At 53.9% G+C, this 14,423-nt stretch carries 8 protein-coding genes; 3 read left to right on the forward strand and 5 right to left on the reverse strand.

The window, feature by feature from the left end; genetic code table 11:
• Window positions 1–103 precede the first annotated feature (103 nt).
• Window positions 104–2,728 carry a hypothetical protein gene (locus HY298_26325; GenBank protein ID MBI3853774.1) on the forward strand — a complete coding sequence of 875 codons (2,625 nt, stop codon included), beginning with the start codon at window positions 104–106 and terminating at the stop codon, window positions 2,726–2,728.
• A 250-nt stretch (window positions 2,729–2,978) separates the two neighbouring features.
• Here the strand turns inward: HY298_26325 and HY298_26330 are convergent, their stop codons facing one another.
• Window positions 2,979–4,226 carry a TIM barrel protein gene (locus tag HY298_26330; GenBank protein MBI3853775.1) on the reverse strand — a complete coding sequence of 416 codons (1,248 nt, stop codon included), beginning with the start codon at window positions 4,224–4,226 and terminating at the stop codon, window positions 2,979–2,981.
• 334 nt (window positions 4,227–4,560) lie between these two features.
• Between HY298_26330 and HY298_26335 the strand changes: the two genes are divergently transcribed.
• Together HY298_26335 and HY298_26340 are read left to right on the forward strand one after the other, a co-directional pair.
• Entirely contained in the window at window positions 4,561–7,257 is a 2,697-nt protein-coding gene (locus HY298_26335; protein MBI3853776.1) for a hypothetical protein, read from the forward strand.
• A 61-nt stretch (window positions 7,258–7,318) separates the two neighbouring features.
• Complete coding sequence (locus HY298_26340; GenBank protein MBI3853777.1) at window positions 7,319–9,145, forward strand: Tat pathway signal protein; 1,827 nt, start codon at window positions 7,319–7,321, stop codon at window positions 9,143–9,145.
• A gap of 40 nt (window positions 9,146–9,185) precedes the next feature.
• On the opposite strand, the gene HY298_26345 is transcribed toward HY298_26340, so the two are convergent.
• The 4 genes from HY298_26345 to HY298_26360 all read right to left on the reverse strand — a co-directional run bounded on the left by HY298_26345 (window position 9,186) and on the right by HY298_26360 (window position 14,364).
• Entirely contained in the window at window positions 9,186–10,652 is a 1,467-nt protein-coding gene (locus tag HY298_26345) for a hypothetical protein (protein MBI3853778.1), read from the reverse strand.
• Between the two features lie 271 nt (window positions 10,653–10,923).
• On the reverse strand, window positions 10,924–11,883 hold the full coding sequence (locus tag HY298_26350; protein ID MBI3853779.1) for a hypothetical protein: 960 nt from the start codon (window positions 11,881–11,883) through the stop codon (window positions 10,924–10,926).
• A 234-nt stretch (window positions 11,884–12,117) separates the two neighbouring features.
• Window positions 12,118–12,921: a ThuA domain-containing protein gene (locus HY298_26355; GenBank protein ID MBI3853780.1), complete on the reverse strand. Its 804-nt coding sequence runs from the start codon at window positions 12,919–12,921 to the stop codon at window positions 12,118–12,120.
• Window positions 12,922–13,092: 171 nt separating this feature from the next.
• Entirely contained in the window at window positions 13,093–14,364 is a 1,272-nt protein-coding gene (locus tag HY298_26360; GenBank protein MBI3853781.1) for a site-2 protease family protein, read from the reverse strand.
• Window positions 14,365–14,423 lie beyond the last annotated feature (59 nt).

A 14,423-nucleotide genomic window follows, 5' to 3' on the forward strand; every position in this document is an offset into this window, starting at 1 on the left:
CAGGTTGAAAAGAAACGCACCTTAAACGCAAGCTCGAAAAGGCTGATGAACAAAGGCTGATGAACAAGTTGACTTTCGGGAATGAATCCTCTTAACTCCCGCTGTGAAAGCCTCCAACAATTTGTGTGGCGCTGCAGTGGCGCTATGGCTTGTCTTCCCCATCAAGGTTTCCGCTCAATTCTACGCGCCCGACACGGAGTACCATGATCCGGTGCAGCGAGTGTTTGTGGTTGAAGCGGCGCGCGTATTGGCGTGGCTGGCTGGCCTTCATGGTACCAATTTGACTGAAGTTACTTATCAATTAACGACGAAGCCAAGCCAAACCGTTTGGGAGATTCATTGGCTCGACGCTTCTCGGAAACCCGCGAAGTCGGCAGTTGTTTCATATCCGGCGGAGCGTTTAAAGGCTGGGCCTGAATTTTACCGCGCGGTTTTCAAACAATTATGGATGGCGGGTTGGAGTGGGTTATCACCGATGACTCCAAAGGAAACTCGTGAATTATTTTGGCGGGGAGCAGAGGGGATGGGGAGCTCGCGTGAAGAAGGTCTAATGGCAGCACTGCACTTGCTCCCGAAAAGCAGAACTTCGGATTGGAATTGGCTGCCGCAACTAGCTGGCCTTTTGACCCATGCGAGTTTGCCAACCACGGCGGATCGCTTGACTCTCGACCCTGTGATTCTGGCGCGGGGGGCGACCTGGCTCGCCATCGCGGAACAAGCCGGCGCGACGTCGATGGATGACCTATGGACGCCGGTTTTGTTTCAAGCCGGTCGTGAGCGAATGGCCACCGAAATTTGGGGCAAGGCTCATCCGGTCAAATTGGAAAAGACCACAGCGCAACAGGCTGGCTGGAACATCTGGTTGCGCAAACCGACTTCCAAAGAGGTGTTTTTGTTTGCGACCGAATCCACGAATTTTTCCATGGCGATGCCGATGCTCGCTTACGATGTTTTGGTAAACGGAACTGGACAACAGCTTGGGGACTTGATCACAGACCTGGCCGGTTCGCGGAAACAATTGTCTGCGCTGCACAATTACGCGCCACTCTTTGCAACGCGAACGAGTATTTCCGGCGGACACATTCTTAATGGAGGATGGGCCGTTTTTTCGCGGCTTGAGTGGTTGAAACTGATTTCTGCCTATGAACCAACAGTCACGGACTATCGCGATTACGCCAGCGCGCTTCAAACTGCGACCAACACACTTTCAAAAAAACCGGCAATAAAATCGGACCGCGATGCCAGCTTGATCGGGTTTATGGAGATGGCTGCGTTACTTCGTCTGGCACACAAAGAAGGCTTAGGCATGCTCACCCCAACCGCAGTAGTCACCGCGAGGGACATTTTAAATTACGGCTGGGAAATGACCGGCCTGCAGATGGGCAGTCGCTATAGCTTTGTTGCCCATCGATGGGGTATCCCCGAACAAGGAGAAACCATTTTCAAAATCACCACCGGTGAACTGGATGGCCTTATGCCGTTCTTCAAATCGTCCAAAAACGCCAAACTTTATAATTATGCTGAATCTCTTCTGCGACTCCAAATGGTGGACGGGTTCTTTCGTCGAGTCGGATACAATGACTCGCCATTCGGTTCCAATCTTTCGCAACAGGAGCGCGCGCGATTGCTTGTCAAACGCTGTTGGCTTCGACCTCGCGACTTTGAATGGCAGGCCAGGAACTTGTGGGACGGGGAGGCGATTGGCGAGATTCCTGACTTGGCGGACGCATTGCATGACCACGGAGGTTCGCTGGCCACGGTCGAAATCTTGAACTATCTCGATTCGCTTAAGAAGGAAGTATTACAGAAAATCCCCCGAGGCGCAGAAATGATGAATCTTTTCGCAGAAAGTCTCCCGCAGCCATCGCAGCTTTACGTGCGCTGTGTCTATACACGCAAATTCCAAGGACTGCATAATTTTGAGCGCGCACAGGAGGTGGAAAAAATTTATTGGCGCAACCCCGACTCAGGATTGGAAGATCGTGTCTTCCGCAATTACGTTGTGGCGGGTGCCTTCGAGTCTGCGCGACGCTTCTATACTCAGGCACGTAGAAACCTGATTGACCCTGTAAGTTTCTCCAACAACATGGGCAAAACTGCTTATGTCACTGGTTATTGCTTGAAGGACCCTGCCATGCGCAAAATGGCGCTCGATGACAGCGCTTCGGGCAGTTTCTCGGACATGACCATGCATGTTTGGGACGCCGCGGTACAAGACAATTCCAACGAGTTGGAGCAAGGCGTCCGCGATTTAATCGAGCGCTACGAAAGTAACAAGGGGAGTGACAGTGCAGCGAAACGACTGATGAAGTTTCTTCCCCTTTTACCAGCGGTGCGCGACCCGAACAACCGTGCCCATGAAGAGGCCCTTCGGCACTTCGGCAAAGACGACTCTTGGGTTGTGTTGCGCTGGATTTGGATCGAGAAATTTAAGCTCAAGACAAATGACGCCGTTACTTTCCTTGGCGGTCGGGAAAGCGGATTATTCCAACACGTTCTGATTTGCTACCTTGATCAAAACAAACCCGCCATGCTCGATGCTTTGAACCAATTTTTTGCCTCGCGTACCTACATCGATGAGAAAAGCGCCCTCGGCAATTTCCTCTACTACAAACTGCTGAATGAAACATCATCCCACAAAGATATTGATCTTAAACCAGCAAACAGTCTTTCGCTCCGTGAAGCGGTGTTGTCGAAACTGAAATCTACTCGTCAAGGAAAGTTCTGAACTGAACCAGCTTGGTAAAAGCAAGAGAGAATTCAGTTACTTGGGCCATCCGTGGTTCTCGCGCACTTTAATCATCGCGGCGAGGATGTGGTTCCACGTTTCCGGCTTCATCATCACGTCGTTCGGAAACATGCAGCCGTCCCAGCAGATATGTTTGAACCTCTTCGTCGCCTTGTCGGCGTCGCGTGCGCAGAAGGTTTTCGAGCACGGTTTGATATGAAAGGTCGAAGGAGTTGTTGGCCTAGGGCAATCACTTTTTTTGTTTCTTTGCGGTTTTCTTTAGGACGCGCTTTGTTGCTTTTCTGACTGTTCTCTTGGCGGAGGCTTTTGCCGGTCGTTTGGTTGGCCTCTTGGCAATCTTTTGCGGTGTCTTTTTCTTTGCGACCGGTTTGGCTTTGGCTTTGACCCTCTTTTTCATCGGTCGCTTTGCAGCTTTCTTTACTACAATCGGCTGCGGTGTTTTGGCCGGCTTGACTTCGGCAGCTTCTTCTCGCCAGCCGTGGGCGTCACGAACCGCGATCATGGTCGCCAGAATGTCGTTCCACGTTTGTTGTTGCATCATGACGGCATTGGGGAACATGCAACCGTCCCAGCAGATGTGACGAAAATTTTTCGTGAGCTGACCCTCTTCGCCATGCAGCCAATAACCGGCATGGTGGGCGATGGTGAGTTTCCCGTTGGGATCATTGGGCAGGCAGTGATGGCCCGTTTTGTCGTGTGAGCCGGAGCCTTTGACAGTCGCGTCGTTCTGCGCCACGTGGAAATCAATGGTCCAGGGACGAAGCGCCTCCGTGAGCGTTTTCAATGCTGCGTCCAGCCGATGCGGATCGGACCAATCCCAGTCCGGCGGGAGAATCGCGTCTTCCGTGGCGTTGTAGCCAAGGATGTAAAGAAGCGTGTGCGCCATGTCGGCCTGGAAGCCGAGCGTCTTCGGCCGGTTCACTCGCTCAAGCAGGTCCACCATCTTTTTCCAACTGTGCATGCCGCCCCAACAAATCTCGCCTTCCGCCGCGAGGCGTTCGCCATAATCTTCGGCCACGTCACACGCTTCATTAAACGTCCCGGCAATTTTCCTTTGATTCGTTTCAGGGTCCTTGGCCCAATCCGCGACGCCGGCAGCGGAGTCAATGCGCACAACGCCGTAAGGTCGAACGCCAAGATCACGCAGTTTTTTGGCGATGCGACACGCTTTGCGAACTTGTTCCAGAAACTGCTTGCGTTCTTCGTCGTTGCCCATGGCGGAGCCGCCTCCAGTGGGCGGCCACACTGGCGCGACGACCGAGCCGACAACAAATCCTTTTGCGCGAATCTTGTCAGCAAGCTTTTTTAGATCGTCGTCACTGGAATCAATGCTGACGTGGGGATCGAACAGGAACAGGTCCACGCCGTCGAACTTGATGCCGTCCACCTCCGCTTTGGCCGTGAGGTCGAGCATCGTGTCGAGGTCGATGCCCGGTTCAGCCCCGGGACTGCCCTTGCCGACGAGGCCGGGCCACATGGCATTGTGAAGTTTGGGATAATTGCTATGGCTGTGTTGTGCGCTCATAAAACAGTTTGGTTTGGAAAGTCCGGCGAAAGGTTAACAAGGAGACTTTTTCAATCAATGCCAAATTGACCAGGCGTGAATTTATTCGCAGCGCGGGGCCGCCATCGGGCTTCATTGATCCAGCCGCCCCGAGCCGCCACGAAATTTTAATACGCCTTCTGGATCCTTCACAACTGAATCGGTCGGCGTTTTTGTAATGAGAGATTGACAACCCGGCCTCGTAGGGAATAGTGAGGAGCCTTCTTGTGTGCAAACCGCACCGGGGAAGCAAAAAACCCATTCGTCGATGGAAAAACGCACAAACTCCGTACCGGGCAATTGTTGGTGCTCTCGGAACCCAAACGAGAAACCGAAATTCAAGTGCTTAAACTTCACACTTCTGGCCGTTGCCGCAGTCTTGGTGCTGGCCGCTGGCCCGGTTCGCGCCAGCAATATTCTGGTCAACCCAAGTTTCGAGGCGGATAATGCTAAGGCGCGCATCGTTCCGATTGGCTGGACGTATTTTTCGCCGCCGTCGGCTCCAAATCCCGGTGATTACTGGATCGAGAACAACGTCCCTGCGCATTCGGGGAGTTTCTTTTGGAAGCAATGGAACGCAGTTTATAACGGCACGAACAATGTGGCGGGCATCTACCAGAACTTCAGCAGTGCTCCGGGTTCGACTTATCAAGCCAGCGGATGGTTCTTCACGATAGGAAGCGACGTGTTGGGGCCGGATTGCCTGGTCTGGATTGAGGTGTCCTTCCTCGGTGCTAGCAGTAATGTTCTCGCCCTGTACAAATCCGATAATTTCGCCGCCAGTGTGGGGACAGACGCTTGGTTCCCATATTCGGTAACGAACGTTTGCGATTTGTCTCAGCCGGTTTCTGTTGGTGACCCATATTTCACCACGTACGCGGTGACGGGTACGGTGAGTCAGTTGGTCGCGCCGCTCGGCACGACAACCGTCCGCTATCGCTATGCTTATCTTGCGGCCGGCAACCGAGCTGGGTCCTGTTATTTCGACGATGCTGTGCTGAACCAAATCGTTGGCCCAATCCCGCCCGTCATCAGCAATCTCTTCCCGATGAACATGATCTTCGTAAATCCCAGTGACGGCATCACCTTCAACGTCAGTTCGCCGAGCGGTTTTACCATCAACAGCAACGGCATTCACCTTCTGGTGAACGGAGTCGATGTTTCCGGGAGTCTGGCGATCAGCGGTTCCACTTCGAACAAAAACGTGGCCTATTACGGACTCCAGTCTAACCTGACCTACACGGCGTCCATCACCGTGACGGACGCCTCTAACTTCACGGCGAACGCGAGCACCTACTTCGAAACCACTTGGGTCGGAATCGAGCCGGTCGTGTATCTGTGGGAGGCCGAGGACTTCGATTTTAGCAGCGGGATGTACATCAACAATCCCGACCTCTGCAGCACCAATGGCAATCCCAACTGCTACTTCGGGAAAGTGGGCGTGGAGGGTGTGGACGAGCATAACTTGAATGGCGGCGGCGGTCATCTGTATCGCCCCAGTGACCTGATGGCCACCGATGTATCGGGAGACTACTCGCGCAAGAACTTTTTTGTTGCGGGCAGGCTCGATTACAGAATTGACCCGTTTAACTTCAGCGAGTGGGTGAACTACACTCGCGACTGGCCTAACAGCACCAATTGGGTTATCGCCCGCCTCGCAACCGATGTAGGTCTAACCGGGACGCTAACCTTAAGCAAGGTGAACACCAACGACATGACCACCACGGATTTGGGCACCTTCACGATTGCCAACGGCCGCGGCTGGAGCACTTTTGACAACGTTTATCTGAAGGACACCAACGGCTTCCTCGCAAACGTGATCCTCAACGGCAAAGCGACCTTGCGCGTCACCAGCGGCGGTAACCTCCTGCCGGGCTTCTTCATGCTCGTCGCCGCTCAAATTGATTTGCCTCAGTTGAGCAACCTTTATCCCAGCGGCACCCATCCGTTCGAGTACACCAACGCGCTCAGTTTCTCAGTTTTTTCGTCGGGCGCCACGTTTCCTGCCGGGGGCATCAAAGTGAACCTGGACGGGATTGACGTCTCCTCGAACCTGGTTATCACTGGCTCATCCTCCACCAAGAATGTCGTTTATCCGGGACTCCTGCCCAATGCGATCCACGTGGCAATCGTCACCGTGACCAATTCCCTCAATCACGGCATCAGCTTGACGAATCACTTCGATACCTTCAGCCAGACCAATTACATGGTTGAGGCGGAGGATTTCGATTATGATGGCGGTCAGTACGTCAGTCCCTGGTTCCCGGAATCGTACACAGGTCTCGGGGCAACAACCAACATTGATTTCCAACACAGCCCATTTCTTGATCAGCAGTTCACGTATCGGACCGACGGCATTCCCGAAGACCTCACAAAGGATTACCTAAGGGAAAGATTCATCGACGTGGGCGCGCGTGATTATGATCTCACTTGGTTTGGGAACGGGGACTGGGCTAACTACACGCGTGTTTATCCGACGGGCAACTTTAATGTTTATGGACGTTTTTCTGGCCTCGGCAGCTATTCGATCTATCTGGATCAGGTCGTCAGCGGGACAGGTACGACCAATCAGGTGACCAAACGGCTCGGCCACTGGGGTACCGTCGGACGCGGATATAATATCTATGATTGGGTGCCGTTGACGGATGATGGGCTCGCTGCGCCGGTCGTCGTGAAGCCGAACGGTCTGGGCACGCTGCGCATCACAACGTCCGGAGACAACAATCCAAATTTCTTCATGCTGGTCCCCACCGTCGGGATCAACGCGTCGGCGGCGAGGTCGGCTGGTAACATTATCATTTCTTTCCCAACCCAGGCCGGTGTCGTGTACCGTGTGTTCTATCGGAATGATTTGAACACGGGAAACTGGACCATTCTGACAACCGTGCTCGGTGACGGCACGATTAAATCCGCGAGCGACCCCTCGACCCCATCCAAACGGTTCTATAAGGTCGTCGCCCCGTAAGCTGTCGCCGGCGCCAAATACATGAGTGATGAGTTGAGTTTCAGTTGAGCGCTGACCCGTTATGAAACGAACTCTCGTTTTCCTGATTCTCTTCCTGGCGATCACTTTTCGAACCGCGGTCGCCATCGAAGCCCCCACCGGATTTGTGAGCCGGGCGGGAGATCAAAGCATCGTTTTGCATTGGGACAGGAATTCTGAAAGCGACCTGGCGGGTTATCGTGTGTACCGTTCGCTGAGTAACGGAGGCCCGTTCATCGCGCAGAGTCCGAGCTTGGTGACGTCGCCGGGTTTCTGTGATCTCAGCGTGGGTGTCGTAAATGGGCAAACAAATTTTTACCAGGTCACGGCATTGACCACAAGTTCCCAGGAAAGCATCCCTTCTACCACGCTGGCCGCAGTGCCTCGTCCATTTGCGGACGACGATGAATTCCTGGAGTACGTTCAGCAGACCAGTTTCGATTACTTTTGGTACCTGGCGAATCCGAGCAACGGCTTGGTACCGGATCGGAGCACGACCACTTCCCCATGCAGTATTGCGGCGGTGGGATTCGGGTTGACCGCTATCGGCATTGGTATTGACCATGGCTGGATCTCACGAAGTCGGGGCGTGGTGCGGGTCCTCACGACCTTGAATACTTTTCTCAACGGGCCGCAAGGCAGCAACACCTCCGGCACCATCGGATACAAAGGATGGTTCTACCATTTCCTGGAAATGAACACCGCTCTGCGCTCCCCTTCCTCGGAGCTGTCTTCCATTGATACGACCTTGTTGCTGGCCGGAATACTCTACTGCAAACAGTATTTCGATGGCACCAACACCGATGAGACCACCATCCGGATGATGGCGGACGCGATATTTAATTGGGTGGATTGGAATTGGATGGCCCAAGGGACCAACGTTGTTTCCATGGGCTGGTTCCCGCCAGGGAGCTTCATCGCGAACAATTGGATTGGGTATAACGAGGGTATGATTGTCTATGCGCTCGGCCTTGGCACTGTGACCAATCCCTTGCCCGCATCCGCCTGGGGCCGATGGACCAGCGGATACACTTGGGCGACCAATTATGGTCAGGCCTTCGTGCCGTTTCCGCCGTTGTTTGGGCACCAATACTCCCACTGCTGGATTGATTTCCGGCATGTTGCCGACCCTTACATGAACGGCCACGACAGCACCTACTTCGAGAATTCACGGCGTGCGACTCTGGCCCAGCGGGCTTACTGCATTGCCGTTGCCGACCCGTTCATCCACGTTGGCTACAGCAGCAACGTTTGGGGACTGACTGCGTGTGACGGGCCTACGGGCTATGCCGCGCGCGGCGCTCCACCGGCCCAAAATGATGATGGCACGATTGCTCCGACCGCCGCTGGTGGTTCCATGCCCTTCACTCCTGAATTCTCTTTGCCGACCTTGCGCTATTTTTACAGCCACTTCCGGAGGAACATTTGGACAGCCTACGGCTTCCGTGACGCGTTTAACCTGGGCGCGCAGTGGTATGGTTCGGACGAGTTGGGAATTGATCAAGGTCCCATCGTCATTATGATCGAGAACTATCGCAATCAGCGGGTCTGGCGGCTGTTCATGCGGAACGAGGAAATCCAACGTGGTTTGCAACGGGCAGGGTTTGTCTCGTTACCGTTTATGGCGGCCAGCTTGCAGGCTCTGCCGGACCAAAACGCTTTCAGCCTGACTTGGAACGCCCAAGCCGGCCGTACGTATCAAGTGGAATATTCCCCTGACTTGAGCACTTGGTTCGCTTCGCCAACCGGGGAATTGATTGCCGCAGGTTCCACCGCAAGCTGGACCGACAGTGGCCCACCGGCCACTACAGCGATGCCGTTCAGTGTACCTCAACGATTCTATCGCGTCTTCCAATTCGGCTCTCCGTAGGCACAAATTGTTCGAGATTCGAGCACCGGCAACCGGGTAATTACTGGCTTAACCGGTAAAACTGTTGTGGGTCGGCGATCGGATTGGTGTAAGGACTTGTCGCGCCCGGAATGTTGGTGAACGTGCCGGTGACGGCCGGCGCGGATTGCAAAATGAACCCGGTGTAATCGAACCCGGCAACATTGGTCGGCCAGGTCAAAATAACATTTGTTCCAGAAGGAAAGATTGTCAGGTGCGGCGCGAACGACAAACTGAATACCGTGCCATTGCCCGAACTCCCGCCATACGCCGTCGTCCCATACAAGGTGTCGCCCGATAAAATCAAACCGACAGACGGATTGGCTCCGTCGCTGTTGGTTTGAGGTTGAGGATAAGGAGGGGTCGCCGTGAAACTATACAAATTCGTGAAACCTGTACCATCGGCGTTGATCGCGAACACCGCGCCATTGCCCGAACTGCCGCCAAAATACGCCGTCCCATACAGGGTGTTGCCCGATAAAATTAATCCGGCCGACGGATTGGCTCCGTCGCTGTTGGTATAAAAACCTGAAGAATTATATGCACCTGCCGCGAAACTATGAAGGTTCGTAAAGTCTGTGCCATCAGTGTTGATTGCGAACACTGTGCCCTTGCCCGAACTGCCGCCATACTCTGCCGTTCCATACAGTGTGTTGCCCGATAAAATCAATTCAGCATGTGGATTCGCTCCATCGCTGTTGGTGAGGATGCCATTGCCATTCAAGCTACCCGGCGTGAATGCGTAATAGTTCGTGAAATCCGTGCCATTGGTGCTGATGGCGAATACAGTGCCTTTGCCCAAATTGCCATAATCCGTCCCATACAAGGTGGTTCCCGATAAAATCAAACCGGCCGACGAATAAGCTCCGCCGCTGCCGCTACTGAAACTGTGTAGAGTCGTAAAACCCGAGCCATTGGTGTTGACGGCGAACACCGTGCCATGACCCGAAGTGCCGCCATCATTCGCCGCCCCATAAAGGGTATTGCCAGACAAAATCAAACCAGCATACGGATAAGCTCCATCGCTGTTCTTGCCGCCGAGATCAGTCGTCGTGAAACCATACAGAACCGTAAAATCTGTGCCATCGATGTTGACGGCGAAAACCGTGCCAGCGTCCGAACTGCCGCCAGCACTCGCTGTCCCATAGAGGGTGTTGCCCGATAAAAATAATTCGGCAGACGGACTAGCTCCGTCGCTGCCTCCAGTGAAATTATACGGGGTCGTAAAACCCGAGCCATTCGTGTTGACGGCGAACACCGTGCCCCAGCCCGAACTCCCGCCATACTTTGCCGTCCCATATAAGGTGGTTCCCGATACAATCAAACCGGCGGACGGATTAGCCCCGTCGCTGTTGGTGGCATTGGGACCAGAAGCTGACGTGAAAGTGTGAAGCACGGTGAAGGTCTGCGCTGTCACCCGACCCGCTAGTATCAAGCCGAGCCCGGCTATCAGAGCGGGCAGGAGGAAGAGCTTGCCTATGGTTATCATCGCCTCCTGCATTTCAATTGGCTTGCAAAACGCCTGCCGCGTGTCGGGCGGTGTGAAGGCAAAGCATTTAACAGGACTGCGTGCAGCACTTCTGAAGTCGAGTACTCACCCAACCTCTTCACCTGGTTTCGCCTCGGCAAGCGGGAAATAAATACTCTCCAGTCCCACCGTAATCTGAACGGAGAACGGCATCGCCGGCCACCGGCGATGCCGTTTACGGTAAATCAAAGGTCTTACCGCATCTTTCAACTCGGTCCCCTCGACGAAACATCTACTTCTTGGAGCCACATGGAGATTGAGCCGCTGCTCTCACGATCGCGTCCTTCTCATCTGCGCTAATTAGACCTTGCGCCAGGAACTGTCCTGCCGCCTGCGCTACTGCGGAAGTGTACTGTCCATGGTTCTTCCAGACGCCGCCGGAAGCTGGACCGCTGCAAGGGGCGAGTTGATCAATGCTGCAGCCTTGAGCATCCACGATCGAGCACGGGGGGGTATTCGGACACAGATCAAGTGCGTCTGGAACTCCATCACCGTCCAAATCGGTCGGGCCGATGTTGATATTTTCGTAAACCGCCGTCCCGGAGTTGCTGGGATTCGAGGAGTCATTGACGATCTGGAAATAGCCCCCGAGCGTGCTGTTGTCGATGATCCCCTGCTCAAGATTGCTGAACTCCAAAGGCGGGCTTTGCAGGCAATTGGCAGAGTAGATGATCGCGCGCTTGCCATTGCTGTTCAGGAAGTAAGTCATACCCAGAGTTATCGTGTCGCCGGAGTTGAAAGTCCTGGGAAAGGCGTAAAAGGGTAACGGCCCACCGAATGCGACGATCTCATGGCCGTCAGTGTTGATAATGAACTGGCCCTGACCGCCGATCGTGTCGAGCAGAAAACCGGCTTCCTTGCGCGGGGAAATCGGGCTGCCCGTCAACGTTACGGTCATGGAAACGCTGAAGAAATCATTATTGTTGAATTGGTAGGCGCTGACGCCCGAGTTGTTCGAGAAGCGCCAGACATGCCGGTTGGCGAACCCAGAAGGTGCGCTGACGTTCTGATCATCAAAGGAAATGAGAGCGGGATAATTCTCGACAACCGTGAGCGTCGAGCCGGGGACATCGTTGAACTCTCGCGGATGGTAGTTGGCCGAATTGATGGTACTAATCTGAGCAAAGGCTCCATTGGCGGCCACGAGGCCGATTAGTGTCGCATAGTTTCCGCAGCGTTGTAGAAGAGTCATGGGTACCTCCTGTTGATTTTTGGTTTGTTTTACTTTCTGAAGTATGGCGCGTCCCATGGCAAAGTCAAGCTCTGTCTTTCATTTAATCTTCAAAAGTGAATTTAGGATTGTCCGAAATAGGTCCGACACAAACCACGTAATTCCGGGCCGAGCGGCAGCTCAACCCCCTGCCTGCGCGCATAAGCGACGCGCTGCCGGGCGTCCCTTCAAGGGCTTTTCCGCAATGTGAAACCCTCAATTCTCCAGCCGACCTGCTGCCCAAAGCAATCCGCGGGAAACCAGGTTGAGGAACGCCGTGTCTCTGAATGTGTCGTCCGAATGACCGAAGGTCGTGCCGAAGACGCGCGCCTTGCCATATTGATTGATCCAGGCGACCGGGTAGGTTTTACCATCTTGTTCGCTCACCGAGGTCGCCAATGCGCGTGCGTTGGGCCAGAGCTTCTCGATGACGTAGAGTTCGTCCTTGGGTGTCACCCAATCGTCCGGCATCCCTTTCAGGATGGGATTCTTCGGCTCGACCTTCTTCACGGGGTAAAGCCCTTGGCGATCGTGGCGGCGGCTGGTGACGCCGAGAAACTCCCGCCAGTCGTCGATGTCCGTTGCCCGGTATGTGTGCATGGCGCAATGGATCACCACCGCTGGCACGCCGATGTAATGCATTGCTGTAATCTTGCGGACGTATTCCGGCGATTTGGTATCGGCGAAACACTCGTTGTGCACCACCACATCGTACCCTCTGGCCCAGTTCGGATTATCGTAGAGCGGAATCATCGCTTGAGTGCCGGTGCCGCCCTCGTTGACCACCGTCCATTCCGCCTGCGCCAGTTTCGCCACCGCGGCCTTGAGCGCCTCAGCTTGGAATGAGTAATTGTGGCAGCACCCGCCGGTGATCAGGAGAATGCGCAAAGGCTTCTTGCTCGTCGTCTCGGCCGCGGGAGCCGGTTGGAAAACTACCGATACAACCCCGCCGATCAGCAGCAGTGTGGCGAGAAAACGGTGACGAGTCGCTACAATTGAAGAGCAAATACTTAGGAACATGCCGCGACTCTAGCGACAAAAACCAAGTCGGTCAACGCTGCTCCTCTGGAAGTCGTACTTCCGTCGTGATTAGCATGGAATAGTCGAAGCCGCGAAATTAACTGTAATACAGAAACATACTACAAGAGGACATTAGAAACCGGTCGATTCTTTTTCTTTGCGAAGACATTATTACCCGGCGACAACCACTTCGGCCCGCTCCAGGAGAGGGCATCTGGCATCCAGCTTGCGCGCCTCAAATAAAAACTTTTGCGCTCCTGAAACATTGCCCTGGCGTGCTTCAGCCATGGCAATCAAGCAGGCATTCTGCGCTTTCGAAGAGGCGCTTGCACCCCTTTGCATCGCGTCGTGGAGGAGCGGCAGGGCTTCGTTGAAACGTCCAAGTTCCGCCAATACGGCACCCCTTGTGCCTCTAATCGATGGCATTGAACCGAGATTCGCCATCGCTTCCTGTGAAAATCGGTCTGCTTCGTCGAGTAATTCCTGTTTGCCGATCAACACATTTGTGTAAGCGATGTTGTTCAAGATCACTGCTCGGAAGGCCGGCTTCTCGGAGTCGGATTTGAGCAATGACGAAAAGCAGTTGCGCTCTTCTTCGTATTTACTCTGTTGAAGCAAACGAAGACCGCGACCGTTGAGCAGAAGTACATTGTTTGGGTAAAGAGCCAGGCCCCTTTCGAACCACAGATTTGCATCTTCAAAGTCACCACGATCGTGACACCGCGCAGCTTCGCCAGCGAACCAAAACGCATGAGCCTCTTCAATTTTGCCGGATTTGAGGAATGGAATGTTTAAGAGTTGCTTGCCATCCGAAGCAGTGTTGCCTAACAATTTTATGACGCGGGGCCATAGATTAAACACTAGAACCCATACGTTGGCGTAAAACAGCATCGTGAGAGGAATAGGTCTTTGATCCACTTGATTCCAATTCCACACGCCCTTTCCGGCGAATGCCATCGTCAGTAATGCGATTGCCAAATTAATCAGCGGACCGGCGACAACAATTAGAAAAAGTTTGCGGCGAAATCTTTTTGTCTCGCGCGGAGCCACAAGAGTGACGCCGCCGACTGGAATCACCTTCAACTCGACGTCCAAACCAAGGAATTTCCCTTTCCACAACTTCTGGCCGAATCCGATGTTCACCGCGAAGACGCGAAAGCCAACGTAATGTGCTATAAGAGCATGACTGAGCTCGTGCGGCACTATTGTGAGGATTAGAAAGAACTGAAAGAGAAAGAGGTTAGTCAATAACCATCCTGTTCCGAATTCGGGTGACCACCATATCAGAAGCGCACCTATAATTCCAATTCCGAACGTCCACAACAAAGACCACTTGTGCGTGGCGAGTTGTCGCTCTGACCAGCAGGTCGGACAGTAATACTTGGTGTGGCGTTGGAATGACTTGCGCTCTTTGACGAAACTCTCCGCGATTTCTGTTTGCACTCCGCAACAATCGCACTTGATGGGCATAAGATCCCTATAATACCTACGTTGAGCGCGGC

This window comes from Verrucomicrobiota bacterium, from assembly GCA_016200005.1.
In the GTDB taxonomy this organism is placed as follows: Bacteria; Verrucomicrobiota; Verrucomicrobiia; order Limisphaerales; family PALSA-1396; genus PALSA-1396.